The organism is Stenotrophomonas sp. Pemsol, from assembly GCF_003586545.1.
GTDB classification, from domain to species: Bacteria; Pseudomonadota; Gammaproteobacteria; order Xanthomonadales; family Xanthomonadaceae; genus Stenotrophomonas; species Stenotrophomonas sepilia.
Genome location: NZ_CP025780.1, coordinates 2,864,675 through 2,891,026 on the forward strand (window position 1 = coordinate 2,864,675; position 26,352 = coordinate 2,891,026).

The 26,352-nt window shown below is 66.3% G+C and carries 19 protein-coding genes; 7 read left to right on the forward strand and 12 right to left on the reverse strand.

Features of this window, described 5'->3' with window-relative positions; all coding sequences use genetic code 11:
• Positions 1-44 precede the first annotated feature (44 nt).
• A complete protein-coding gene (blaL2, locus tag PEM_RS13280; RefSeq protein WP_111127270.1) occupies positions 45-959 on the reverse strand; it encodes a L2 family extended-spectrum class A beta-lactamase in 915 nt (304 codons plus the stop codon).
• Positions 960-1,132: 173 nt separating this feature from the next.
• Here blaL2 and ampR point away from each other — a divergent pair, with 173 nt between their 5' ends.
• Complete coding sequence (ampR, locus tag PEM_RS13285; protein ID WP_111127268.1) at positions 1,133-1,996, forward strand: LysR family transcriptional regulator AmpR; 864 nt, start codon at positions 1,133-1,135, stop codon at positions 1,994-1,996.
• A gap of 74 nt (positions 1,997-2,070) precedes the next feature.
• Here ampR and PEM_RS13290 read toward each other — a convergent pair whose 3' ends face one another.
• The gene (locus PEM_RS13290; RefSeq protein WP_005418533.1) at positions 2,071-3,936 is read right to left on the reverse strand and encodes an ABC-F family ATP-binding cassette domain-containing protein; all 1,866 of its coding nucleotides are present in this window, start codon (positions 3,934-3,936) and stop codon (positions 2,071-2,073) included.
• A 334-nt stretch (positions 3,937-4,270) separates the two neighbouring features.
• Here PEM_RS13290 and PEM_RS13295 point away from each other — a divergent pair, with 334 nt between their 5' ends.
• Complete coding sequence (locus PEM_RS13295; protein ID WP_005418534.1) at positions 4,271-6,658, forward strand: TonB-dependent receptor; 2,388 nt, start codon at positions 4,271-4,273, stop codon at positions 6,656-6,658.
• 104 nt (positions 6,659-6,762) lie between these two features.
• Here the strand turns inward: PEM_RS13295 and PEM_RS13300 are convergent, their stop codons facing one another.
• The 3 genes from PEM_RS13300 to PEM_RS13310 form a co-directional block, all read right to left on the reverse strand.
• On the reverse strand, positions 6,763-7,614 hold the full coding sequence (locus tag PEM_RS13300) for a hypothetical protein (RefSeq protein WP_240431549.1): 852 nt from the start codon (positions 7,612-7,614) through the stop codon (positions 6,763-6,765).
• Positions 7,615-7,770: 156 nt separating this feature from the next.
• Complete coding sequence (locus tag PEM_RS13305; RefSeq protein ID WP_109814736.1) at positions 7,771-8,268, reverse strand: hypothetical protein; 498 nt, start codon at positions 8,266-8,268, stop codon at positions 7,771-7,773.
• Positions 8,269-8,417: 149 nt separating this feature from the next.
• The gene (locus PEM_RS13310; RefSeq protein WP_240431550.1) at positions 8,418-8,852 is read right to left on the reverse strand and encodes a hypothetical protein; all 435 of its coding nucleotides are present in this window, start codon (positions 8,850-8,852) and stop codon (positions 8,418-8,420) included.
• A gap of 481 nt (positions 8,853-9,333) precedes the next feature.
• Here PEM_RS13310 and ybaL point away from each other — a divergent pair, with 481 nt between their 5' ends.
• Positions 9,334-11,031, forward strand: coding sequence for a YbaL family putative K(+) efflux transporter (ybaL, locus tag PEM_RS13315; protein ID WP_053501185.1), 1,698 nt, complete (start codon positions 9,334-9,336; stop codon positions 11,029-11,031).
• A 672-nt stretch (positions 11,032-11,703) separates the two neighbouring features.
• Here the strand turns inward: ybaL and PEM_RS13320 are convergent.
• Positions 11,704-12,990, reverse strand: coding sequence for an aminotransferase class I/II-fold pyridoxal phosphate-dependent enzyme (locus tag PEM_RS13320; RefSeq protein WP_111127264.1), 1,287 nt, complete (start codon positions 12,988-12,990; stop codon positions 11,704-11,706).
• A 180-nt stretch (positions 12,991-13,170) separates the two neighbouring features.
• Here PEM_RS13320 and PEM_RS13325 point away from each other — a divergent pair, with 180 nt between their 5' ends.
• From PEM_RS13325 to PEM_RS13335, 3 genes are all read left to right on the forward strand, one after another.
• Positions 13,171-13,908, forward strand: coding sequence for a response regulator transcription factor (locus tag PEM_RS13325; protein WP_005418539.1), 738 nt, complete (start codon positions 13,171-13,173; stop codon positions 13,906-13,908).
• Entirely contained in the window at positions 13,905-15,194 is a 1,290-nt protein-coding gene (locus tag PEM_RS13330) for an ATP-binding protein (RefSeq protein ID WP_119706112.1), read from the forward strand. Before PEM_RS13325 ends, PEM_RS13330 begins: the two co-directional genes overlap by 4 nt.
• Positions 15,195-15,334: 140 nt before the next feature.
• Positions 15,335-16,135, forward strand: a complete 801-nt coding sequence (locus PEM_RS13335; protein ID WP_069139331.1) for a MipA/OmpV family protein — start codon at positions 15,335-15,337, stop codon at positions 16,133-16,135.
• Between the two features lie 39 nt (positions 16,136-16,174).
• On the opposite strand, the gene PEM_RS13340 is transcribed toward PEM_RS13335, so the two are convergent.
• The 3 genes from PEM_RS13340 to PEM_RS13350 form a co-directional block, all read right to left on the reverse strand.
• Positions 16,175-16,726 (reverse strand): hypothetical protein, encoded by a 552-nt coding sequence (locus tag PEM_RS13340; RefSeq protein ID WP_240431551.1) that lies wholly within the window; start codon positions 16,724-16,726, stop codon positions 16,175-16,177.
• A 93-nt stretch (positions 16,727-16,819) separates the two neighbouring features.
• Complete coding sequence (gene clpB, locus PEM_RS13345) at positions 16,820-19,405, reverse strand: ATP-dependent chaperone ClpB (RefSeq protein WP_005418568.1); 2,586 nt, start codon at positions 19,403-19,405, stop codon at positions 16,820-16,822.
• A 181-nt stretch (positions 19,406-19,586) separates the two neighbouring features.
• Positions 19,587-20,408 (reverse strand): DUF3014 domain-containing protein, encoded by an 822-nt coding sequence (locus tag PEM_RS13350; protein ID WP_111127262.1) that lies wholly within the window; start codon positions 20,406-20,408, stop codon positions 19,587-19,589.
• A gap of 169 nt (positions 20,409-20,577) precedes the next feature.
• On the opposite strand from PEM_RS13350, the gene PEM_RS13355 reads away from it, so the two are divergent.
• Positions 20,578-21,288, forward strand: coding sequence for a glutathione S-transferase (locus PEM_RS13355; protein ID WP_111127260.1), 711 nt, complete (start codon positions 20,578-20,580; stop codon positions 21,286-21,288).
• A gap of 165 nt (positions 21,289-21,453) precedes the next feature.
• Here the strand turns inward: PEM_RS13355 and PEM_RS13360 are convergent, their stop codons facing one another.
• The 3 genes from PEM_RS13360 to PEM_RS13370 all read right to left on the reverse strand — a co-directional run bounded on the left by PEM_RS13360 (position 21,454) and on the right by PEM_RS13370 (position 26,346).
• Positions 21,454-23,064: a hypothetical protein gene (locus tag PEM_RS13360; RefSeq protein WP_111127258.1), complete on the reverse strand. Its 1,611-nt coding sequence runs from the start codon at positions 23,062-23,064 to the stop codon at positions 21,454-21,456.
• A gap of 596 nt (positions 23,065-23,660) precedes the next feature.
• Positions 23,661-25,379 (reverse strand): thiamine pyrophosphate-dependent enzyme, encoded by a 1,719-nt coding sequence (locus tag PEM_RS13365; protein WP_005418578.1) that lies wholly within the window; start codon positions 25,377-25,379, stop codon positions 23,661-23,663.
• Between the two features lie 109 nt (positions 25,380-25,488).
• On the reverse strand, positions 25,489-26,346 hold the full coding sequence (locus PEM_RS13370) for an SH3 domain-containing protein (protein ID WP_111126879.1): 858 nt from the start codon (positions 26,344-26,346) through the stop codon (positions 25,489-25,491).
• Between the last annotated feature and the right edge of the window lie 6 nt (positions 26,347-26,352).

Below are 26,352 nucleotides of genomic sequence, written 5' to 3' on the forward strand. Positions count from 1 at the left end.
GCTGAACCGATCCGGCAAGCCATTTTCGAATGACCCCGGTTACCTCATCCGATCATCGCGTCGGCCAGCGCCCCCACCCGTGCAAGCACCGCTGCGCGCTGATCGTCATCGACCGACGCGCCCTGCAGATAGGCGGTGACCACCCACGCTGCGCCGCCCGCATGCGGCCACAGCACGGCAATGTCGTTGCGCGTGTCATCACCGTTGCTGCCGGTCTTGTCCCCCACCCGCCAGCGCTTGCCCAGCCCGGCGCGCAGGCAGGCATCGCCGGTCTGGTTGTCGATGAGCCAATCAGTGAACTGCTGGCGCGATGCCGGCTGCAGGCCATTGCCCACCGCGAAGCGGGCCAAGCTGGTGGCCATCGCGGCCGGGCTAGTGGTATCGCGCGGGTCTCCCTTCGCGAACAGATTCACGTCCGGCTCGTTGCGGTCATTGCGGGTAACGCTGTCGCCCTGCCCGCGCAGGAATGTCGTCAGCGCCGACGGCCCGCCCACCACCTCCAGCAGCAGGTTGGCCGCCGTGTTGTCGCTGGTGGTCAGCGTGCCCCGGCACAGGTCGCGCACCGTCAGGTCCTTGCCCACATGGCGGCGCGCCACCGGGGCGTAGGACAGCAGATCCTTTTCGGCGATGGGCACACGTGTGTCGAGCGAAACGCGGCCTGCATCGGCAAGGCTCAGCACATGGGCAACCAGCATCGACTTGAACGTGCTGCACATCGGGAAGCGCTCGTCCTGACGATGTCCGCCGATGCGACGGCCGTTACCGGTGTTCAGCACGGTGACGCCCAGACGGCCACCGCTGGCTTTCTCCAGCGCGGCGAAATCGGCGGCGCCGGCAATGGCGGCGTTCGCGGCGGATATGCCGGACGATGGGGAAACAGCTCGCGCCAACGCCGGGGCAAGCAGCGAGGAAGCAACGGCAGCACCACTGAACTGCAGGAATCGGCGACGGGCGAGCATAGGGTTCTCCTGGTGACCGCTCGATTATTGGCGCTTCCCCTGCAGCCGACCAGCGCGAAGAATCAAGGCAAGCCATAAGTTGAACTCATGTCTGTCGTAATCAACTTGTTGAGATTTACGAAATTCCTTATTGAACGGTAGGATCAGCCATCACCCTGGCTCACGGCTTTCCGATGCTGCACCCGACCCTGCCGCTCAACGCGCTGCGTGCTTTTGAAGCCGCCGCCCGCCATCAGAACTTCACCCGTGCCGCGCTCGAGTTGTGCGTCAGCCAGGCCGCGCTGAGCCACCAGATCCGGGGTCTGGAAGACCGGCTCGGCATCCGCCTGTTCCATCGCCTGCCGCGCGGCGTGGCGCTGACCGATGAAGGCGCAGCACTGTATCCGGTGCTCAACGAATCGTTCGAACGCATCTCGGCCAGCATCGCGCGCTACACCGGCGGGCCGGCCCGCGAAGTGCTGACGCTGGGGGTGGTCGGCACCTTCGCCACCGGTTGGCTGCTGCCACGGCTGGCCGCATTCGAGGCCGCGCATCCGGACATCGAGCTGCGCCTGCAGACCCACAACAACCGCATCGACCTGGCCGGCGAGGGGCTGGATCTGGCCATCCGCTTCGGTGATGGCGACTGGCAGGGCCAGGCCTGCACGGCGATCCTCAATGCGCCCTTCGCGCCGCTGTGCGCCCCGGCATTGGCGCGGCGGCTGAAGCAGCCGCGCGACCTGGCCACGCTGCCGTTGCTGCGTTCCTATCGCAGCGACGAATGGCCGCGCTGGCTGCAGGCGGCCGGCGTCAGCGGCGTGGAAGCCCGTGGGCCGGTGTTCGATTCCTCGCTGACGGTGGCGATGGCCGCCGCCGGCGGTGCCGGCGTGGCCTTGCTGCCGCTGCGCATGTTCGAGCAGGAACTGGCCGAAGGCCGCCTGCTGCAGCCGTTCGGCACCACGCTGGAGCTGGGCCGATACTGGCTGACGCGGCTACGTTCGCGCGCCGAGCGCGAGCCGGCCAAGCGCTTCCGCGAGTGGCTGCAGGCGCAGGCATGAAAAAAGGGGACGGAGGGGATTAAGTCATTTGTGCACATACGACTTAATCCCCTCCGTCCCCTTTTTTTGCGGAGTTACGACTCCAGCAGCTCCATCCACGCCGCTTCAGCCTTTTCCAGCTGCGCGGCGGCGGTTTCGCGGTCACGGCCGATCACCGCCATGCGGCTGGCATCGGCATAGTTGGCCGGGTCGGCGAGTTGGCGGTCCAGCTCGGCCAGCACACCTTCCAGCTCGGCCACCTTGGCCTCGGCGGCGGCCAGCTTGTGCGGGTTCACGGGCTTTTTCTGCACCACCTGTGCCACCGGGGCGGTCTTGACCACCACCGGCTCTTCCACCTGCTCCATGCGGGCCTTCGTGCCCTGCGCCTGCGGACGGGTGCGCAGCCACGCGGCGTATGCATCCAGGTCACCGTCGAACGGCTCGACCACGCCATCGGCCACGCGCCAGTAGGTATCGCAGACCAGGCCGATCAGGTGGCGGTCATGCGAGACCATCACGATCGCGCCTTCGAAGGTGGCCAGCGCTTCGGCCAGTGCTTCGCGCATTTCCAGGTCAAGGTGGTTGGTCGGTTCGTCCAGCAGCAGCACGTTCGGCTGCTGCCAGGCGATCAGCGCCAGCGCCAGGCGCGCGCGCTCGCCACCGGAGAAACCATCGACCGGCTCGAACGCACGGTCGCCGGGGAAATTCCACTTGCCAAGGAAATCGCGGAACGACTGGTTCGGCGCATCCGGGGCAATCTCGCGGAAGTGCTCCATCGGCGACTGGCCTTCGTGCAGCGACTCCACCGTGTGCTGGGCGAAGTAGCCGATCTTCAGGTCCGGGTGCGCCATGCGCTCACCGACGATCGGCGCCAGTTCACCCACCAGGGTCTTCACCAGGGTGGTCTTGCCGGCGCCGTTCGGGCCGAGCAGGCCAATGCGCTGGCCCGCTTCCAGGCCGAAGCCGACGTTGTGCAGGATCACCGCGTCCTGGCCATAGCCGGCTTCGACGTGATTCAGGCGGATCAGCGAGAACGGCAGCTTGGCCGGCGGCGCGAACTCGATGCGGAACTCGCGTTCGGCGCGCACCGCTTCGGTGCCGGCCAGCTTGGCCAGGCGCTTCATGCGGCTCTGCGCCTGCGCGGCCTTGCTGGCCTGCGCCTTGAAGCGGTCGATGAAACTCTGCAGGTGGGCACGCTCGGCCTGCTCCTTCTCGTGCGCGATCTGCTGCTGGCGCAGCTGTTCGGCGCGCTGGCGCTCGAAATCGGTGTAGCCGCCCGGGTAGAGCTTGGCGCCGCCGCCGTGCAGGTGCAGGGTGTGGGTGGCCACGTTGTCGAGGAACTCGCGGTCATGCGAGATCAGCAGCAGGGTGCCCGGGTACTTCAGCAGCCACTGTTCCAGCCAGTACACCGCGTCCAGATCGAGGTGGTTGGTCGGTTCGTCGAGCAGCAGCAGGTCGCTGGGCATCATCAGCGCGCGGGCCAGGTTCAGGCGCACGCGCCAGCCACCGGAGAACGAGGACACCGCGCGGTGGTGGGTCTCGGCCGGGAAACCAAGGCCGTGCAACAGCTTGCCGGCGCGCGCTTCGGCGTCGTAGGCGCCCATCTCGGCCATCTTCGTGTGTGCGTTGGCCACCGCCTCCCAGTCTTCGCGGGCGGTCGCCTCGGCCTCTTCGGCCAGCACCGCGGCCACCTCGGTATCGCCGCCCAGCACGAAGCTCAGCGCCGGGTCCGGCAGCGACGGGGTTTCCTGGGCCACGCTGGCGATACGGACCTTGCCGGGCAGGTCGACGTCACCCTTGTCGGCCTCCAGTTCGCCCTTCACCGCCGCGAACAGGCTGGATTTGCCAGCACCGTTGCGGCCGACCACACCTACCCGGTAACCGGCGTGCAGGGTCAGGTCGACATTGGACAACAGCAGCCGCTCGCCGCGGCGCAAGGCGAAATTACGAAGGGAGATCATCGGGGAAGGGGTCCATATAACCGGATGGAATGTGCTGGTGAGCACTGTTCCTGCGACGCAATTCTAGCGTTAACGAATACTTGACGCGTCCCGGGATGCGCAGTGGCCGACGTTCCTCTCTCCCACGTCCTCGCCGCGCGCGTCCCGGGTCTCCTCCCCGCCGATGCCTGTCCGGGCTAAATGGTTGCTGCTGCAACGTTTTTTCCGATGACCGGCATTTGACAGGCACTGAATATCCCGTTAATTGCTGTATTGCGCACCGCAACAACCGCCGTCCGCCTCACCCCCGTGATGTCGATTCCGGTGCCGCCCCCGCCAACCGGAGCCCATCCCGATGACCCGCAAGACCAGCCTGATCGCCGCCGCCGTCGCTGTCGCACTCGGTGGCTCTCCGTTCGTCGCCGCCGCCCAGCAGGCCGGCACCGCCGCCAACACCCTGGACACCGTGATCGTCACCGGCACCCGCGTGGCCGACCGCACCGTCGCCGAATCGCAGTCGCCGATCGACATCATCACCCCCGAAGCGCTGCAGTCCACCGGCACCAGCGAACTGGCCACCGCCCTTTCACGCGCCCTGCCCTCACTGAACTTCCCGCGCCCGGCACTGACCGACGGCACCAGCGGCGTGCGCCCGGCGCAACTGCGCGGCCTGTCGCCGGACCAGGTGCTGGTGCTGGTCAACGGCAAGCGCCGCCACACCTCAGCGATGATCAACGTCAACGGCAGCATCGGTCGTGGCTCGTCTGCGGTGGACATCAACGCGATCCCGATCGCCGCGATCGAGCGCGTGGAGGTGCTGCGCGACGGCGCGTCGGCGCAGTACGGCTCGGACGCCATTGCCGGCGTCATCAACATCGTGCTCAAGGGCAGCGGCAGTGGCGGCAGCCTGGCCGTGGACTACGGCCAGTACTCCGCCGGCGACGGCAACAAGTACCAGCTTTCCGGCGATACCGGCGTCGAGTTCGGCAACGGCCGAGGCCGCGTGCACGTGGCCGGCCAGATCAGCCAGCAGGATGAAAGCAACCGCGCCGGCCCGTACCGCGGCACCACGCCGAACACCGGCAACTTCCCCAGCATCGGCCAGAAGACCTTCATCGTCGGCGACCCGCGCGTGGATGCCACTGCTGCGTCGGCCAACGCCAGCTTCGACTTCAGCGACCACGTGACCGGCTACGCCAGCGCGCTGCTCAGCAATCGCGACATCACCTCGTTTGCGTTCTACCGTTCGCGCAACCACAGCGGGCAGAGCGCGCTGCTGGCGCAGACCTATCCGGACGGCTACGTGCCGGAGATCAACCAGTATTCCAAGGACCGCTCGCTGGTGGCCGGGGTCAAGGGCAACACCGACAGCGGCTGGACCTGGGACCTGAGCCTGAACCACGGCGAGAACACCCTCGATTTCCACACCCGCAACAGCATCAACTACAGCCTCGGTGCGACCAGCCCGCGCTCGTTCTACGACGGCACGCTGAAGTACCAGCAGGACATCTTCAACGCCGACCTGACCAAGTCGCTGGACTGGGGCCTTGCCTACCCGGTCACGCTGTCCTTCGGCGGTGAGTACCGCAAGGAGAAGTGGGACCAGAACCCGGGCGAACTGAACTCGTACACCGGCAGCGGCGCGCAGGGCTTCGCCGGCTTCACCCCGACCAATGAAGTGCATGCCGACCGCCACAACTACGCGGTCTATGCGGGCCTGGAAGCGGACCTGACCGAGAAGTTCTCGGCCGGCATCACCGGCCGCTACGAGGACTACTCGGACTTCGGCGACCGCTTCTCCGGCAAGCTGTCGGCGCGCTATGCGTTCACCGACAAGGTCGCGCTGCGTGCCACCGCCTCCAGCGGCTTCCGTGCGCCGTCGCTGGCGCAGCAGGGCTACCAGGCGGTGACCAGCCAGTTCCTCAATGGCGTGTTCGTCGAGCGTGGCACCTTCCCGACCACCAGCCCGGCCGCGCAGGCGCTGGGCGCCTCGCCGTTGAAGGCCGAAACCTCCACCTCCTACAGCCTGGGCCTGGTGCTGCAGCCGGTCGACCGCCTGTACATCACCGTCGATGCGTACCAGATCGACATTGATGACCGCATCGCGCTGTCGTCCAGCATCACCACCAACGCCGCCACCAGCGCGCTGCTGGGCACCCTCGGCCTGCCGCAGGTGACCGCGTTCTCGTACTTCACCAACGGCCTGGATACGCGCACCCGCGGCCTCGACTTCGTGTCCAGCTACACGGTGCCGTTCAGCGCCAGCAGCCTGGAGCTGACCGCCGCCTACAGCTACAACGACACCGAAGTGCGCCGCGTCGGCGGCACTCCGGCGGTGTTCGGCACCCTGGGCCTGACCCAGTCGCTGATCGGCCGTGATGAGATCGGTCGCATCGAGGACAGCTACCCGCGCGACAAGGCGATCCTGAGTGGCACCTGGCGTTCGGATCACTGGGAACTGGGCCTGGCCGCAACCCGCTACGGCAAGTTCACCGTGCGCAACTCGGCCACCGCGCTGCGCGACCAGACCTACGGCGATGCCTGGGTGGTGGATGCCTCGGCCAGCTACAAGCCGAGCAGCAACTGGACCCTGACCGTGGGCGCCGACAACCTGCTGGACAAGTACCCGGACCGCACCGAAGACCTGCAGAACTCCACCTTCGGCATGCTGCCGTACAGCAACTACTCGCCGTTCGGCTTCAACGGCGCGTATGTGTACGGGCGGATCAAGTACACCTGGTAAGCGAGTCTCTGGTAGTGCCGGCCGCTGGCCGGCAACTCCTAGCCACATCTCTCACACCCGCCGGAGTGATCCGGCGGGTGTTTTGTTATGTGCTGCGGGCAAGATCAGCCGCGCGGCTGGCAATTGGACGTGCGATGACCTTCTGCGATCATACGGACAGACTCGAGACAGTTGTCCAGACTGTCAAAATTCACGCTCACTTGAAGACCAGGCAGCGACCACCTCGCGCTGCCAAACGTTCCTTCATCAAGCCAACGACTGGCTCGTTGATCCATGCGCTCTTCGAGAATGGACGGCGGATCATCGAATTGAAGGCCGAATGGCAGCGGCCCAGCCCAGGCTCTTGAGTTTCCCAGTCGATCGCGGACGAAACTGATGCCGGTGCATACCGGATGGCTACCGGGCACGCCCTGCCTACTGTCAAAGTAAAGGATGAAGCCATGCTCGTCGGCTCTATCAACGACCTCGCTGCTCGCCTCCGCCATCAGACTCGCAAGACCAAGGTCCCGGAACGCGACCTGGAAATCGGGGTCATTGGTCGATCTGCCGAGGACAGCGAGCACCTGCTCCGCCGAAGGGTACTCGCGCGTTGCCGGTGCGCAAGCCAATGGATGCATGGGAATTCCCAAACTGATATCAAAGATCCCACACGCTCCTGCCTGTTTGATGCATCCAGCCTGATACGTCAGACGGATGCGGTAGTCAGGCAACCACCACGCGTCACGCCTGCCGGCGTGCAAGCTGTCCCCAAAGCCCGCCGTGGCGAGCCTTTCGCGCGCTGTCGTCCTATCGTCCTCCCATTGCAGGCCAAACAGCAGGTCGCCTTCGTACCTGCGCATGACATCCGGAATGCCGGCCGTCACCGCAACGTTGGTGAAGATCAGCTCACCGCTCTTGCCGTGCGAAGCAATGGATCGCCCGTTCCAGTAGTTGCGCTCGCTGAAGGAGAACAGCATGCCCCGCGCGCTCACACGCACAATCGCCTCGTAAGGGCTTTTGGCAGGACGGGCCAGCTCTGGCCTTCGCCTGACGCCAAGCCACTGCAGCATCGTTGAGACGGCTGGGTCAGTGGCGCTTCTGCCAAACAGGGCCGTTATCGCCTGTAGGTCCATTCATTCCTCTTGTGGCAGCCCCAGGCTGACGCAGCGGACTCCTCTTTCACCGTCGTAGTCGACAGCCAGCTCCAGCTTTCCGAGCATCCATGCGTCGACATTGCCAGACAGACCAAACACCATTGGCGCCCCCAGATCGGCAGATGCGTCCGACCTGATCTGGTCCCTGGACATCAGGAAGTTCAGGCCGAAAGGCATCGGCCCTTCATACTGGGTGCCGGTGTCATTTCGCCAGCCCCAGAAGATCACGTCGGTGAGCATCCAGGGGCCATCATCGATGTCGTGATAGGCGGTCTCTGAGACCAGACCGGCATCCTTGAATTCAAGCTGCAGTCCAGCAGCGTCATCTGCCCAGATCCGGTGACCACTGACACCCAGGCGGTAATCATCCAGATTCTGAAGCTGGATTCCGATCCTGGAAAAGATGGTTTCGAGCTCCTTCGATTCCGAATCTCTACCGATCGCGGCGATGAACTCTTCAACGGTGGGATGATTCATGAAATTCCGCCTATCTGTATGGGCGAGATGCGCCTACGTAGCGCTTACGGATGGTGATCGCTACGCTTGATGGGGATGCTCAACGAGATGCAGCGAATCGAGTCATCTGGACCAGAGAAATCAACCGCAAGCTCCAAGCCACTGATGCACTAGACATCCACCTCACCATCAAGTCCCATTTCAACAGCATTCCCTGCACTCAACGCGGCGAGTCGCTCCCTTACATGCTGGCGCAGCATGGAAAAGCTCAGTCCACAGGGCAACGGGCCTGAGTAGGCAGGCTTCTCCTTCCTGACTTTGTTCTTCTTACTCACTCTCGCTCCCCAGAGCGCTACGCTTGTCAGTACCCAGGGCCCTTCGTCCAGGTCGTGGCAAGGAATGCCCACCAGCAGCCCGACGCCCTTGAATTCCAACTGCAGCGTATTTTCCTCGTCAGTCCAGAACCGCATTCCCGCCAACTTCAACGGATAGTGACGAAAGTCACGCTCACCAATTTCCAGATCAAGGATCAAGCGGGACAGGGGCGCCGAGCTTGTGTCTTGACCTATCGCCTGAATCACTACGTCAATGGCGGGAAGCTTCATGTGGTCGTTCGCCCATGCGGTCTGGAGAGAGCAGGCCCCTCTGATTGGTCAGCAGAACGGAGTAGCGGACACATGGTGACGTGTTCCGGACTCGAGGAACCCTCCGCCAGATTGCAAACTTCAGCCCCGTCGCCTGCGCCTCCCGGCCGGCCACCGGCCCTTGGATGCTGTCGCATCGACTGAAAACCTTGGCGCACAGGGGCAAAGGGTCCTGCGATGGCACCGCCGCGTATCGAACCCATCCCCTTCCCGTGCCTTTCTCGGCTGGCGTCGGCCTGGCTGCGGTTCACTGTCCAGAGCCACTGGCCACCCCAAATAGGTCCGATCCCGACAGCGCCACCCTCGACCGCCCCGCACACGCCAGGTCGGACGCCGACCACTGATGGCTCCGCCCACGCAACGATCCGATACGCTGGCCGGGTTTGCCGTATCTGGCCTCATCGGTGAAAATCGGGGCACCCCCGATTTCCTGCGAGTGCCGATGCACCATGACACCGACCTGATCAACATCGTGGCCGTTGGCCTGGGGCTCGCCTTCATCTTCGGCGCGCTGGCCAACAAGCTCCGCTTGTCTCCCCTGGTCGGTTACCTGGTTGCTGGCATCTGCGTAGGCCCGTTCACCCCCGGCTTCGTCGCCGACCAGGCGCTGGCCAACCAGCTGGCCGAACTGGGCGTGATGCTGCTGATGTTCGGCGTCGGCCTGCACTTCTCGCTGAAGGACCTGATGGCGGTCAAGGCCATCGCCATCCCCGGCGCCATCGGCCAGATCGCGGTGGCCACCCTGCTCGGCTGGGGCGTGGCCTCGCTGATGGGCTGGCCGGCCATTCACGGCGTCATCTTTGGTTTCTCGCTGGCCACGGCCAGTACCGTAGTACTGCTGCGGGCGATGGAGGAACGCCGTCTACTGGAAACCATGCGCGGCAAGATCGCGGTCGGCTGGCTGATCGTGGAAGACCTGGCCTGCGTGCTGGCACTGGTGATGATGCCGGTGATGGCCGGTGTGTTCGGCCCCGACGCGGCCAAGGAGTCGCACTCGCTGGGCAGCGTGCTGGCCGACATCGGCTGGACCTTCGTGCAGCTGGGCCTGTTCGTGGCGGTGATGCTGGTGGTCGGGCGCCGGGTCATCCCTTGGATCCTCGAACGTATCGCCGGTACCGGTTCGCGCGAACTGTTCACCCTGTCGGTGCTGGCAATCGCGCTGGGGGTGGCGTTCGGCTCGGCGATGCTGTTCGGCGTCTCGTTCGCGCTGGGCGCGTTCTTCGCCGGCATGCTGCTCAACGAATCGGAACTGAGCCACAAGGCCGCGCACGATTCGCTGCCGCTGCGCGATGCGTTCGCGGTGTTGTTCTTCGTCTCGGTCGGCATGCTGTTCGACCCCAACATCCTCGTCCAGCATCCGTGGCAGGTGCTGGCCACGGTGCTGATCATCATGTTCGGCAAGTCGGCAGCCGCGTTCTTCATCGTGCGTGCGTTCGGCCACCCGACCAGCACTGCGCTGACCATCTCGGCCAGCCTCGCCCAGATCGGCGAGTTCGCCTTCATAATCGCCGGCCTCGGCGTGGCGCTGCAGATCCTGCCGAAGGAAGGCCAGTCGCTGGTGCTGGCCGGCGCGCTGGTATCGATCATGCTCAACCCGCTGGTGTTCGGCCTGCTCGACCGATGGCAGGCCAAGCAGGAAAAGCAGCCGCAAACGCCGGAGCCGGAGGAGGCGACCGGCCCGTCGCGCGACCTGCATGACCATGCCATCGTGATCGGCTATGGCCGGGTGGGCAGCGAGCTGGCCCAGGTACTGCGCGATCGCGGCGTGCCGGTGCTGGTGATCGATGACAACAAAGAGCACGTCGAGCAGGCGCACGCCAGGGGCCTGGCAGCGATCCGTGGCAGCGCCGCCGCCGACCGGGTGCTGGCCGAGGCCCATCCGGAGCGGGCCAAGATCGCAGTGCTGGCGATCCCACAGCCGCTGGAAGCCGGCGAGGCACTGGCCAAGCTGCGTGCGATCAACCCGGACCTGACCCTGCTGGCACGTGCGCACAGCGATGCCGAAGTGAAGCATCTGCTGGAGCATGGTGCCGATGGCACGGTGATGGCCGAGCGCGAGCTGGCCTATTCGCTGGCGGAGATGGTCATGTCCACGCCGCCGTACCGGAATCTGGGGCAGCACAGCATTCCGGTGGTATGAGGGGTGTGCTTGCGGCGGGGCTTGCAGCCCTGCACCTGCCAAGGCAACGGCAAAGGCAAAGGCAAAAGCTGACTATCCGTGGGATGGCGGGGTGGGTCCGCTTGCAGGGGCCGCTGCAAGTACCCCTCCGGGGCCCGGCCCAGCCGCTGGCGGCTGTGCGTTCGGGCGCTTGCGAAGCAGTGCTTCGCAAGCAAAGCGCCCTCACCCATGTAAGCTCGGTCGCCGCTTGCTCGTGTGCGCAATCCTGCGCACACGGCAAGACCGGGGTTGGGCGTCCTGCCCAACCCGCCCGAGGCATGCCTCGGGCCCATGCGGCTCACGCCCCCGCAACCGGACCCACCCCGCCTTCGACAATTTCCCGCGATCTGCAGTAGATCCACGCCATGCGTGGATGCTGTTTGATGAACTGTCGGAATGTTCGATTCCGATGGTGATCCATCCACGCATGGCGTGGATCTACCAGGATTGATGCCGACCGTCGGCACATGGGGTCAGATCCGTTCTCCACAGGAAAACGGATCTGACCCCGGAAACAAAAAAATCCCCGGTCGACCCGCATCGACCGGGGATCTGGATCGCCACATTGCCACGCCTTGGAGAGGCAGTTCCACCCTAGCGCATCGCGTGGCCGGCGGTGATCGCCTGTGGCGATGACGACCAAGCGCGTGGCTATCAGGCGGCGGCCAGGGCCTGCTCCAGGTCGGCGCGCAGGTCGCCGATGTGTTCGATGCCGATCGACAGCCGCACGGTGTCCTCGCTGACGCCGGCCTTGGCCAGCTCCGCGGCATTCAGCTGGCGATGGGTGGTCGAGGCCGGATGGGTGGCCAGTGACTTCGCATCACCCAGGTTGACCAGGCGGGTGAACAGCTTCAGGGCATCGAGGAAGCGCGCGCCGGCTTCACGGCCGCCGGGCAGGCCGAAGGTCAGTACGCCCGAGCCGTGCCCACCCAGATAGCGCTGCGCGGCGGCATGCTCGGGATCGTCGGCCAATCCCGCGTAGCGCACCCAGGCGACCTTGTCGTGCGCCTTCAGGAACTGCGCGACGGCCAGTGCATTGGCGTTGATGCGCTCCATGCGCAGGGCCAGGGTCTCAATGCCCTGCAGGATCAGGAACGCATTGAACGGCGACAACGCGGCACCGGTATTGCGCAGCGGGACCACCCGCGCGCGGCCGATGTAGGCCGCCGGCCCCAGTGCTTCGGTATAGACCACGCCGTGGTAACTGGGGTCGGGTTGGTTGAGGCGGGCGAAACGCTTCGGCTGCGCCGCCCAGTCGAAGCGGCCGGAGTCGATGATGGCACCGCCGAGGCTGTTGCCGTGGCCACCCAGGTACTTGGTCAGCGACTGCACGACGATGTCGGCACCGTGCTCGAACGGGCGCAGCAGGAACGGCGTGGCCACGGTGTTGTCGACGATCAGCGGCACACCCGCGGCATGCGCGACCTCGGCAATGGCGGCGATGTCGGTGACGTTGCCGCGCGGGTTGCCGATCGATTCGACGAACACCGCCTTGGTGCGCTCGTCGATCAGCGCGGCGAACGCAGAAGGATCGGCCGGGTCGGCGAAGCGCGCCTGGATGGCATACTGCGGCAGCGTGTGTGCCAGCAGGTTGAGGCTGCCGCCATACAGCGCGCTGGAGGCGACGATGTTGTCACCGGCCTCGGCGATGGTCTGGAGGGCATAGGTGATCGCGGCCTGCCCCGAGGCCAGCGCCAGCGCACCGATGCCACCTTCCAGTGCGGCCAGGCGTTGCTCCAGCACGTCGGTGGTAGGGTTCATGATGCGGGTGTAGATATTGCCGGGCACCTTCAGGTCGAACAGATCGGCGCCGTGCTGGGTGTCATCGAAGGCATACGCCACGGTCTGGTAGATCGGCACCGCCACCGCGCGGGTGGTCGGGTCGGGACGGTAGCCGCCGTGCACGGCCAGGGTTTCCAGTTGCCACTGCGGTTCGCTCATTGCACCAGGCTCCATCCGGGGAAACCGCCACCATAGGCCAGCCCGCGCCCGCCACTGAAAGCCACTGGCGATGACGCCCGTACCGGCGGTTATCAGGTTGGCCGCGATTCAGGCAGTCGTCATGGGGCGCTGCTAGGCTGCGCCGCCGGGCGCTGCTGCCCGGGCACGGAGGCCCCACCCATGCAGCCATCGCCCTGGCATCCCACCACCAGCAGTTCGCCTACGTCGGTCATGCTGGTAGAGGACGACCGTCGCCTGGCCGAACTGGTGAGCGACTACCTCCACCAGCATGGCTTCGCTGTGCAGCACATCGCACGCGGCGACCTGGCCGGCGCCGCCTGCCGCCAGCACGCGCCGGAGCTGGTGGTGCTGGACCTGATGCTGCCCGGCCTGGGCGGCATCGACGTGTGCCGCCAGATCCGCAGCTTCTCCGATGTGCCGATCCTGATGCTGACCGCCTGCGAGGACGACATCGAACAGGTGCTGGGCCTGGAATCGGGCGCCGACGACTATGTGCACAAGCCCATCGAACCACGCCTGCTTCTGGCCCGCCTGCGCGCCCTGCTGCGCCGCCGCCACGGCAGCAGCAACACCGGCACGCCCAGCCGGCTGATGCACGGTGAACTGCTGATCGACCGCATGCAGCGTGAGGTACACCTGCACGGTGCCACGGTGGACGTGGGCACCACCGAATTCGAGATCCTGTGGCTGCTGGCCAGCCAGCCGGGGCAGATCCTGTCCCGTGACCAGATCCTGCAGGCGGTGCGCGGTATCGGCTTCGACGGCCTGGACCGCAGCGTTGACGTCTGCATCGGCAAGCTGCGTCGCAAGCTCGGCGACGATGCGCGCGAGCCGCGGCGGATCAAGACCGTGTGGGGCCGCGGCTACCAGTTCAATCCGTCGGCCTGGACGGCATGAAGCGGCTGTTCCTGTGGCTGTGGTTCATCACCGGCGCCTGTTTCCTGGCCTCGGTGTTCTTTCTCAACCGGGTGCTCGACAGCATCTATACGCCCGTGCAGGATCGCGTTTTCGTCCAGCAGGTGCGCGGGCAGGTGTACGCCCTGCGCAGCGGCCTGGCCGGCCTGGACGGTAGCCAGCAGCGTGAGCGCCTGCAGCAGTGGCAACCGCACTATGGCATCGCATTGACCCTGCTCGACAAGCCTCCCGCGCTGACCCCGCAGGAACAGGCAGCCGTGCAGGCCGATGGCTTCATCGTGCGCGATCAGTACCAGCAGGTCCTGCTGCCCATCGAAGGCATCGATGGTCGCTGGTTGCACCTGCGCGTGCCTGGCGCGGTGCAGATGACCACGTACATGACCATCGCGGCCTACCTCAGCATTCTGCTGCTGGTCGGCGCCAGCCTGTACGCCTGGGTACGCCTGCTCTGGCGCGATCTGGAAGCCCTGCGCGTGCATGCCGACCGCATCGGCGCCGGCGATCTGCAGGCACGCGCGCAGGTCTCGCCACGCTCGCAGATCCGGGTCATCGTCGACCATTCCAACCGCATGGCCGCGCGCGTGGCCGAACTGGTACAGCGCCAGCGCGACCTGACCCATGCGATCTCCCACGAACTGCGTACGCCGATCGCGCGCGTGGCCTTCGGCCTGGACCTGATGCAGGACAGCGATGACCGCGAGCGCCGCGAACGACTGGCGCAGGGCCTGCATGGCGACCTGGCCGAGCTCAACCGGCTGGTCAGCGAACTGCTGGCCTACGAACGGCTGGAGCATCCCAGCGAGGGCGAACCGATGCAGCGGATCGAAGCCAACGACTGGCTGCAGGCCTGCCTGGCCGATGCCCGCCGCGATGCCGAACGTGCCGGCCTGGTGCTGCGCGTGCAGCCCAGCGCCCTGCCTCGGCTGGAAGCGGAACCGCGCCTGCTGCAGCTGGCGCTGAGCAATCTGGTCGGCAATGCCCTGCGCCACGCGCGCTCGCAGGTGGACGTGTCGCTGGTGAGTGTGGGCGGGCGCGCCTGCCTGCGCGTGGACGACGACGGCCCCGGCATCGCCGAGGCTGACCGCGAAAAGGTGGTCCGCCCGTTCACCCGCCTGGATGACAGCCGCAGCCGCGACACCGGCGGCTTCGGCCTGGGCCTGGCGATCGTCGGCCGCATTGCCGCACGCCACCACGGCGAACTGCGCATCGGTCGCGCCGCCCTCGGCGGCGCACGCCTGGAAATGCACTGGCCGCTGGCTGCCAGCTGAACGCCCACGGGCGCAATTACAGTTGATTACAACTCCCGCACAACTGCGGACGGATCGGTCGCCGGCGTATCGCCACGCTAGCGACCCTGCAGCACTCGCCGGATGCGCGCGCTGCTTTCCTCCCATTGTCGAGAGTTTCCATGTCCCAGCTTCGCCGTTCCCCCGCCCTGCTCCACCTGGCCCTGTTGCCGCTGTTCGCCGCCCCGATCGCCCACGCCAAGGATGACCACTGGACCTTCGAGCTCGCCGCCGGCGGTGGCGTGGCGCCGCGCTACAGCGGCAGCGAGGAGTACCGTGCGACGCCTTCGCTGTCCTTCGATGTCACCTCGCCGGGGGGCTGGTTTCTGGGCACCAGTGGCATCGGCTGGGGCACGACCCTCGGCGAGCACACCCGCGTGCGCGCCTATGTCGGTGCCAGCGGTATCCGCAGGGACAAGGATTCGCTGCTCGGCGGTTCGGACTTCCTGCGCGGCATGGGCGATATCGATACCCGTCCCCTGGTCGGTGTCTCGGCTGGATATACGCTGGGCGAGGCCGTGCTGAGCGGCTCCTGGCAGTTCACCCGCAAGGACGAGGACAAGGCTGAGAACGGACTGGCTACCCAGCAGATCCACCTGAACCTGAGCATGCCGCTGTTCGACCTGGCCGGTGGCGTGGTCAGCGGCAGCGTCTCCACCGACTACGGCAACCGTGGCTACATGCAGACCTGGTACGGCGTCAGTCCGGAACAGGCCGCGCGCACCGGCTTTGCCGAGCACAAACCGAAGGCGGGCCTGGTCAGCGCCGGTGTCGGCCTGAAGTGGAGCCACCGCGTGGGCCGTAATGGCAACTGGTACATCTCGGCCGAAGGCACGCGCCTGCTCGGCGATGCCGCCGACAGCCCGATCGTGCAGAAGGCCAACCAGTTCGGCGTGATGAGCGGCTATACGCACCGCTTCTGATGCATGAAGGGCGCCGCGGGGCGCCCTCTTTCGCTGCGATCAGTGGCAGGCTTGTGCGGCGCCGCTGCCGCACAAGCCGACCTCGCGCAGCCAGCCGATCCACTGCACGACGTCGTCCTTCTCCGGCTCGGCGCGGAACGACTTCTGCACGGTGTGGAAGCCCTGCCTGCCCTGCATGCCCTTGATCCAGGTGAACTCCGGTTTGCCGGTGCCGGGGTTCAGCGGGCAACTGAGCATCAGCAGCGCGAATGGCCGTCCGCCCTCCTCGCCTTCGCGGATCCAGTGGCTCTGCGCTGCCGGACAGGCCACGCGCCACCCCGCCTCGATGATGCCGAGGAACTCGCGCGGACTCACATGGCCACTGTTCGGCGCATCATTGACAGTGACCATGTCGGTCCAGTCCTGCACGGTCTGGCCCTGCGGCACGTACTCGGTGATGCGGTTGCCTTGTGCGTCGGTGCTCTGGTGGGCCTGCTGGTAACCCTTCATCGGCGGCAGCTGGACCTGTTCGACGGCTGCAGCGTGTCCAGAAACAGCAGCGAGCGCCAGCGCCAGCGCCATGCAGAGTGAAACCCTTCGGGTAACGTCCATGCGGTTCTCCTCGTCCTTGCGAAAGTGAAACGGGATCATTGTGCCTTGCCAGGGCTTTGGTGGCGCGCCAGCCAGGGCAGGAGCGCCACCGGTTCAAGCCTTGGCGAAGACCAGGCGTCCCCCGTCGTTGCCGACTTCGATGGTGTCACCGTTGACGAAGGCACCGGACAGGATCTGCTGCGCCAGCGGATTCTCCAGCTGCGACTGGATCGCGCGCTTCAGCGGGCGCGCGCCATACACCGGGTCGAAGCCGACGTTGCCGAGCAGATCGAATGCCGCATCGGAGACCGCCAGCTTCAAACCGCGCTCGGCCAGGCGCTTCTCCAGCCCGCGCATCTGGATGCGTGCGATCTGCTTGATCTGCTGCTTGTCCAGCGGGTGGAACACGACGATGTCATCCAGGCGGTTGATGAACTCCGGACGGAAGTGCGCCTGCACCACGCCCATCACGGCCGCCTTCATCTGCGTGTAGGCCTCCGGGCTGTCGTCGCTGCTCATGTCCTGGATCTGATGCGAGCCCAGGTTCGAGGTCATCACGATGACGGTGTTGCGGAAGTCCACCGTGCGGCCCTGGCCGTCGGTCAGGCGGCCATCGTCCAGCACCTGCAGCAGGATGTTGAACACATCCGGATGCGCCTTCTCCACCTCATCGAGCAGGATCAGCGAATACGGGCGACGACGCACGGCCTCGGTCAGGTAACCGCCTTCCTCGTAGCCGACGTAGCCCGGGGGCGCACCGATCAGGCGGGCGACGCTGTGCTTTTCCATGAACTCGCTCATGTCGATGCGGATCATCGCGTCGGCACTGTCGAACAGGAACTCGGCCAGCGACTTGCACAGCTCGGTCTTGCCGACGCCGGTCGGGCCGAGGAACAGGAACGAGCCGGCCGGACGATTCGGATCGGACAGGCCGGCACGCGAGCGGCGTACCGCATCGGAGACGACCTTGATCGCCTCTTCCTGGCCGACCACACGGTTGTGCAGCACTTCTTCCATGCGCAGCAGCTTGTCGCGCTCGCCTTCGAGCATCTTGTTGACCGGGATGCCGGTCCAGCGCGAAACGACCTCGGCGATCTCCTCATCGGTCACGCGGTCCTGTACCAGCTTGAAGTCCTTGTGCTCGGCTTCCTGCGCGGCGGCCAGCTGCTTTTCCAGTTGCGGCAACAGGCCGTACTGGATTTCGCTCATCTTGGCGAAATCCTGGCGGCGCTGCGCAGCTTCCAGCTCCAGCTTGGCCTGCTCGACCTGTTCCTTGATCTTGGTGGCGCCCTGCAGCGCCGCCTTCTCCGACTTCCAGATTTCATTGAGATCGGAGAACTCGCGCTCCAGCGCATCGATGTCCTTTTCGAGATCGGCCAGGCGCTGCCGCGAGGCTTCGTCCTTTTCCTTCTTCAGCATCTCGCGCTGGATCTTCAGCTGGATTACCCGGCGTTCCAGGCGATCCAGCTCCTCCGGCTTGGAATCGATCTCCATGCGCAGTCGCGAGGCGGCTTCGTCCATCAGGTCGATGGCCTTGTCCGGCAGCTGGCGGTCGGTGATGTAGCGGTTGGACAGCGTGGCGGCAGCCACGATGGCCGGGTCGGTGATTTCCACACCGTGGTGCACGGCGTACTTTTCCTTCAGCCCGCGCAGGATCGCGATGGTGTCCTCCACCGTGGGTTCGCCGACGAACACCTTCTGGAAGCGGCGCTCCAGCGCGGCGTCCTTCTCGATGTATTTGCGGTACTCATCCAGCGTGGTCGCGCCGATGCAGTGCAGCTCGCCACGCGCCAGGGCGGGCTTCAGCATGTTGCCGGCATCCATCGCGCCATCAGCCTTGCCGGCGCCGACCATGGTGTGCAGCTCGTCGATGAACAGGATGATCTGTCCTTCGTTCTTGGCCAGGTCGTTGAGCACGCCCTTCAGGCGCTCCTCGAATTCACCGCGGAACTTGGCGCCGGCGATCAGCGCGCCCATGTCCAGCGACAGCACACGCTTGCCGCGCAGGCCTTCGGGCACTTCGTCATTGATGATGCGCTGGGCGAGCCCTTCCACGATCGCGGTCTTGCCCACGCCGGGCTCGCCGATGAGCACCGGGTTGTTCTTGGTCCGGCGCTGCAGCACCTGGATGGTGCGGCGGATTTCCTCGTCACGGCCGATCACCGGGTCGAGCTTGCCGCTCTCGGCGCGCGCGGTCAGGTCGATGGTGTACTTCTCCAGCGCCTGCCGCTGCTCCTCGGCGTTCTCCGACTGCACGTTCTCGCCGCCGCGCAGCTTGTCGATAGCCGCCTGCAGGCGGGTCTTGTCGGCACCGGCGGCGCGCAGCGCCATGCCCAGCGTGCCGCCGTCTTCCAGCGCCGCGAGCACGAACCACTCGCTGGCAATGAAGGCATCGCCGTGCTGCTGGGCCAGCTTGTCGGTCTGGTTCAGCAGGCGCCCCAGGTCATTGCCCATCGAGACGTTGCCGGCCTGGCCAGACACCTTCGGCAGTGCATCCAGCGCCTCGGTCAGGCGCTCGCGCAGCACCGGCACGTTCACCCCGGCCTGGGCCAGCAGCGGGCGCGTGCTGCCGCCCTGCTGGTCCAGCAACGCGCTGAACAGGTGAACCGGTTCGATGATGCTGTTGTCGCGGCCCACGGCCAGCGACTGTGCGTCCGCCAGCGCCTGCTGGAAACGCGAGGTGAGCTTGTCCATCCGCATTGCGAATCCTCATCGGTCATCAGGGCCGGCCCGCGCCGGCGATGCTGGGAAGATGCGGTTGCCCCACCCCGTTTCAAGGGTGGCTGCGACTGCACCCCGAGGCCAGTCAGCCTGCGGCCAGCATGCCGGAACGGGTGTGGTCGGCGCGTTGATCCCGATCAGTTCCGCGCGGTGCGCGGACTCAGCCGGTGATCGCGCTGCGGATCGCCCGCAGCTGCTGCTTGACCGCCCGCGCCTGCACGGCGTCCATGCGCAACAGCGCCTTCTGGCCTATCGAGCGCGACTGCAGGGTGGAATCGACGAAGCGGTAGCGACCGCGCTCATCACGCTGCACCAATGGCGCCTGCACCAGTTCCGGGGTCTCCAGCAGATGGTCGATCACCGCCACCAGACGGTCGTTGAAGTAGCCCTCGGGCCGGCCCAGGTCGACGTAGGCCTGCTGGATCAACGGATAGAAGCGCTTGTACGCCGTAGCCGTTGCCGCTGGATCCAGCGCAGTGAAGGCCTGCACATAGGGCGCGTAACGCGCCGAGTTGCTTGCCGCAATGCGTTCCCCTCCCTCGCCAGGCTCGACCTGCAGGTTGCCCGGCAGCGGCCGTGCGGCCAGCGCCGTCGGCGGCACGCTTGGTTTGTCCAGGTTGTCGACCTGGGTGACCAGGCGCTGGATCAGGTGATCGCGCAGCAGCAGGGTCATCGGGCCCTCGCCCTGGAACAGCTGGCTCAATGCGCCCCAGGCAGCCGCATCACTGTCGGCCAACTTGGGCAGCGCCGGGTCAGCGGCGGCCTCGGTGTCCAGCGGATGCCTGATCGGCGGCGGTGCTGGCGCGGGGTCCGCGGCCGCCTGCGGTTGCGGCGGTGCGCTGGTGCTGGCGGGGGTTGAGTGCACCGGCACCGAAGCACCGTCTGCCAGGTGCCTCAGCTGATCGCGGAACAACCAACCGCCCGCGCCGCCGATCACCACCACACCCAGCACCCAGGGCCATACCGCCTTTCCACTCTGCATGATGCAGCACCTCGTTTCACACGCATGGAGAAGGTGTGACCCCACCGGTTCCAGCCGGTTCCCTGCCTGTTCCGCTGCCGTTCGGCTTCGGCCCACGCCAAAGCCGCGCTCACGCCTGCTTTGCGTGCCGCGCGCGAGGCTGTGGGCCTTGTCCTGCGGAGACACTGCCATGCAGTATGCGCTGTACTACTGGACCGGTATCCAAGGCCGTGGCGAGTTCGTGCGCCTGGCGCTGGAAGATGCCGGCGCCGACTACATCGACATGGCGCGGGTGCACGGTGATGCGGTGATGCAACCGTTTCTCGACGGCAGCAGTGACGGGGCACAGCCCTTCGCGCCGCCGTTCCTGAAGGCCGGTCGCCAGGTCATTGCGCAGGTTGCCGCGATCCTGGACTTCCTCGGCCCGACGCTGGATCTGGTGCCGCAGGCCGCATCGAGGCGGATGCAGGCGCTGCAACTGCAGCTGACCATCGCGGATCTGGTGGCCGAGGTGCATGACACCCACCATCCGATTGCCGCATCGAAGTACTACGAAGCGCAGAAGACCGAGGCCAAGACACGTGCCGCGTCGCTGCGCAGCGAGCGCCTGCCGAAGTTCCTGGGCTACTTCGAACGGGTGCTGGCCGCCAACGGTGGCCGCCATGCACTGCGCGAGCATTCGTACGTGGATCTGTCGCTGTTCCAGCTACTGAGTGGGCTGGACTACATGTTTCCACGCCGCATGCAGGCACTGGCGTCCACCCTGCCCCTGCTGCGCGCGCTGCAGGCGCGGGTGGCGAAGCGGCCGAACATCGCCGCCTATCTGGCCTCGGAACGACGTCTGGCGTTCAACACGAATGGCATCTTCCGCCACTACCCGGAGCTGGACGCCGAGCGGTAGTGCCGGCCGCTGGCCGGCAGAGCGCGCTGTAAGCATTCGCCGCCTGCAACACGCCCCTGTAGAGCCGAGCCATGCTCGGCTCAGAGCAGCCGAGCGCAGGCTCGCCTCTACAGAGCACCAGAAGTGGAAGAAGCGGTAGCGCCGGACCATGCCCGGCGTCACCGGTCAATGATCGGTGCGATCGCCCAGCGGCTTCACCGGCTGCTTCTGCAGCGACAGCAAGCCCAGCAGCACCGCCAGGGCCACGTAGGCACCGGCAAACTGCACACTGATGATGCGCGCCAATCCTTCCAGCTCCCACGGCAGGTAGATGCCGCCGCGCGGATCCACCGAGTGGATCAGCCCGAACAGTGTCAGCACCGCCGCCACCAGCAGGAAGCCGCAGGCACGGCGCAGGCGGCCATCGACCATCGCCGCCACCGCCGAAATCCACAGCATGGAGGTGATGATGAAGCCGTTGCCGAGGGTGAAGATCACCGCCAGCTCCGGCAGGCCGTGGCCGTCGAGCTTGGTCAGCAGCTGGGGCAGCTGATCCGGTGTGATCCAGCCGGGTGCCTTGATCGCCAGCAGGTAGGCCACCGACGGCAGGAAACCGAACACCATCGCGCCGGTATGGTGGCGCGGCGTGGCCTGGAAGGCCTGGGTGGTGATGTCGATGGCCACGTACACGATGATCGGTGCCAGCACCGCCAGCGGCAGCCACTGCACCAGCCCGGAGATGATGCCAAGCATGCCGCCGATGCCGACGAACAGGCCAGTCAGCAGCGTATAGCCGCTGCGCGCGCCCATGTGCTTGTACGCAGGCTGGCCGATGTACGGCGTGGTCTGCGCCACGCCGCCACAGACGCCTGCCACCAGCGTAGCCACCGCTTCCACCAGCAGGATGTCGCGGGTGCGGTAGTCGTCGCCGGCTGCGCGCGCGCTTTCAGAAACATTGATGCCGCCGACCACCATCAGCAGGCCGAACGGCAGCAGCAGCGGCAGGTAGGTCATCGCGGTGGGCAGGCCGTCGAGGAAGCCCAGTGTCGGCAGCGGCAGCACCACCTGCGGCGGCACCCACTCCGGCACATGGAATCCCGGCGCGCCCAGCCCGGCCAGGCCCAGGCCGTAGTACAGCGCGGTGCCGAACACGAAGGCCAGCAGCACGCCCGGGCCACGCACCGGCAGCTTGCCCTTGGCGATCAGCACATACAGCAGCAGGCCCAGCGTGGTGAAGCCGACCAGCGGCGAGCGCAGCGTTTCCAGCAGCGGCAGCAGGCCCATCAGCACCAGCGCGATGCCGGCAATGGAACCCAGCAGCGCGGCACGCGGCAGCGCGCGGGTGACTGCTTCACCGAAGAACGACAGAACGAACTTGAGCACGCCCATGATGACCAGCGCCGCCATGCCCAGCTGCCAGGTGGCGATGCCCGCCGCGTGCGGGTCCATGCCCTGCTGCTTGAACGCGATGAAGGCCGGGCCAAGCACCAGCAGGGCCATGCCGATGCTGGTGGGGGCATCCAGGCCGAGCGGCATGGCGGTGACGTCGTCACGGCCGCTGCGCGCGGCCAGCCGGCGTGCCATCAGGGTGTACAGCAGATTGCCTATCAGCACGCCGAAGGCCGTGCCTGGGAACATGCGGCCGAACACCACGTCGGCGGGGAACTGGAAGATCCCGACCAGGGCCATGGCGATGAAGCCGAGGATGGAAAGGTTGTCGACGACCAGGCCGAAGAAGCCGTTGAAGTCGCCGGCGACGAACCAGCGACGCGGTGCGGCGGAAGCGGGAGCGGACATGGAAGGGGCGGTGGGGGTGGGGACCGCCGATGGTAGGCCCAGCGGCGCCTGGGCGCCAATTCCGTCGTGGAATGATGGGTTCCAGCCAACGGCGGGGCCCCTCGTGGCTGGGTTGGTCGCGGACGGCGATTTCCTGGGTTAGGCCGGTCGGGTAGGTGGCGCGGGGGACGCCGTAAACCCATCCCTGGGGGCTTGGCCGCGGCATCCATGCCGCGGACTGATCTGGCCCCCTGAAAACGGACGCCATGAAGCCGTTTCAGGCGGCAGCCCGGACATGGGCCCGAGGCATGCCTCGGGCGGGTTGGGCAGGACGCCCAACCCCGGTCTTGCCGTGTGCGCAGGATTGCGCACACGAGCAAGCGGCGACCGAGCTTACATGGGTGAGGGCGCTTTGCTTGCGAAGCATTGCTTCGCAAGCGCCCGAACGCACAGCCGCCAGCGGCTGGGCCGGGCCCCGGAGGGGGACTTGCAGCGCCCCCCGCAACCGGACCCACCCCGCCATCCCACGGATACCCAGCTGTTGCTGTTGCTGTTGCTGTTGCTGTTGCTTCGACCTTCGCCTCCGCAGATGCAGGGCGCAGACCTGCATCGCCCCCCTACTTCTTCAGGAAGTTGTCCACCAGCAGATGCTTCACGTCATCGAAGCGACCGTTCAACACTGCCTTGGCCGCATACAGCGCCGTGCCGGCGACCTGCTTGGCCTCGATCTGTGGTGGCATCACCAGCTCGGCGCGGCTGGTGTGCACATCCAGCAATGCCGGGCCGCGCTGCGACAGGAAATCCTGCACCGCTTCCTCCAGATCCTCGCTGCGGGTGACCGTGCGGCCATGGAAGCCGATCACTTCGGCCAGTCGGCCGAAGTCCGGGTTCTTCAGGTCGGTGTAGTTATCCAGAAGGCCTTCCACCTTCTGCTCCAGCTCGACGAAGTTCAGCGAGCCGTTGTTGAACACTACCACCTTGATCGGCAGATTCTCCTGTACCGCAGTCAACAGGTCGCCCAGCAGCATCGCCAGGCCACCATCGCCGGACAGTGAAATCACCTGCCGGCCGGGGAAGGCCTTCTGCAGTCCCAGCGCCTGCGGCATCGCGTTGGCCATCGTGCCGTGCAGCAGGCTGGTCAGCGTGCGGCGGCGGCCGTTCACGCGGATATGGCGCAGCACCCACACCATCGGCGAGCCGCCGTCGGCGGTGAACAGTGCATCCTCGGTAGCGTGCTTCGAGAGCAGCGCGGTCAGGTGCTGCGGATGGATCAATTCGCCTTCGCCCGGCTGCTCTTCCTGTTCGCGCTTCTTCAGCGCCTTGTCGCGATGCTCGATGCACTCGTCCAGGAAACTGCCGTCCTCGCGCGGCGGCAGCATCGGCAGCAATGCATCCAGCGTCGGTGCGATATCGCCGACCACGCCGAGGTTCACCGGGTGGCGGCGGCCAAGGTGGCTGCCATCGCGGTCGACCTGGATGATGGTGGCCTTGTCCGGGTAGAACTGGCCCCAGGCGAAGTCGGCGCCGAGCAGCAGCAGCGTGTCGCACTCCATCAGCGTGTGGAAGCCGGACTCGATGCCGAAGATGCCGGTCATGCCCATGTTGTACGGGTTGTCCGGCTCGACGAAATCCTTCGCGCGCGAGGTATGCGCGATCGGGGCCTGCAAGCGCCGGGCCAGCTCCAGGAGCTGCGCGTGCGCACCCTGGCAACCGGCACCGGCGTAGATGCCGATGCGCTTGCCCTGCCCCAGCAGCTCGGCGATGCGCTGCAGCTCGGCGTCGGAGGGGCGCAGTACCGGCTGGGTGTAATGCACCGAGAACGGCACGTCGTGCTTCACCTCGGCCTGGCTGATATCGGCCGGCAGGATCACCACCGCCACGCCACGGCGGCTGATCGCGGCCTGGCAGGCCAAGGCCACCACGCGTCGCGCCTGCTCCGGGCTGTGCACCTGCTCGCAGAACACCGTGCAGCTGCCATAGACCGCCTTGAAATCCACTTCCTGCGGGAATTCCATGCCCAGCTCGCTGGTCACCACCTGGCTGGCGATCAGCACCATCGGCGCACGGTTGCGGTTGCTCTCGAACACGCCGTTGATGAAGTGCAGGCCACCGGGACCACAGGAACCCGCGCAGGCGGTCAACTCGCCGCTCACCAGCGAATCGGCGCCGGCAGCGAATGCGGCCACTTCTTCATGGCGCACATGCACCCAGGCGATCTCGCTGCCATGCATCGCATCGGTCACATGGTTGAGCGTATCGCCCACGATGCCGTAGCAACGGCGGACACCGGCCTGCTGCAGGGCGTCCACCACGATTTCGGCTACGCGCTTGCTCATCGGATACATCCTCGAACGGGGGAACGTCCGAGGCTAGACCCGATGAAGTGATGCCTACGTGGGCAAGTTGCCCATCGCCTCAATGTGCAGACTGCGGGTAGACCTCTCGTCAATCATTGACGTTGATCCAACCCTCCACTGCACCGCTTTTCGGGTTGCGGTAGCGCAGCTTCACCCAGCCGTCCTGTTCATCCTGCAATTCCACGCGATCGCCCTGCACCAGGTAACGCTTGGTGCTGGACGCACCAGGCCGGTCGAACAGGAACAGCCGCGCGGGTACCACGGTGGCCTGCTGGCCGCGCAACGGTCCATCCGGCGGCGCGCCCAGGCCATCGGCAATGGCACTTTCCAGCACACGGCCAGCGGGATCATAGGTGCGCCAGACGGCCAGCGGACCCTGCTCGTCGGTCTGCTCCCACTGCAGCGCGGCGTTTACCGTATCGCCCAGCATCAGCACGCTCTCGGCGCGGTACAGATAGAGTGTCGCGCCTGCAAAGCGATACTGGTCGGTGTACCACATCGGGCCGCTGCGGCAGCTGCTGGTCAGGGTGCGGCTCAGGTGGTCGACCATCAGGCCCATCAGCTCGCCGCAGCTCTCCCTGCCGTGGGTTGCAGCCCGCAGCGCGCGGAACCCGGCACTGGCGGGATCGAACCGGTACACCGCCACCGCTTCGTTGACCATGCCGACCGGGGCGCGTGCGACCAGTTCCGGGTAACCATCGGAATCGACATCTTCGAGCGACCATCGCGAAGTGCCGTCGGCATCCGCCGCGCCGGCCAGCGTCTGCCGCTTGCCCGACGGTGACAGCTGCACGGCAATGCTGCCGTCCTGCAGGGGATCGGCCTGTGCCTGCACGTGCGCGGCCACCTGGAAGCGCAAGGTTTCGCCGTCGTCCCCACCGGCGTGCGCCGTCGGTGCCAGCGTGCTGGCCAACACCAGGCCCAGCAGGCATTCCCTGTAGTTCATCATTGC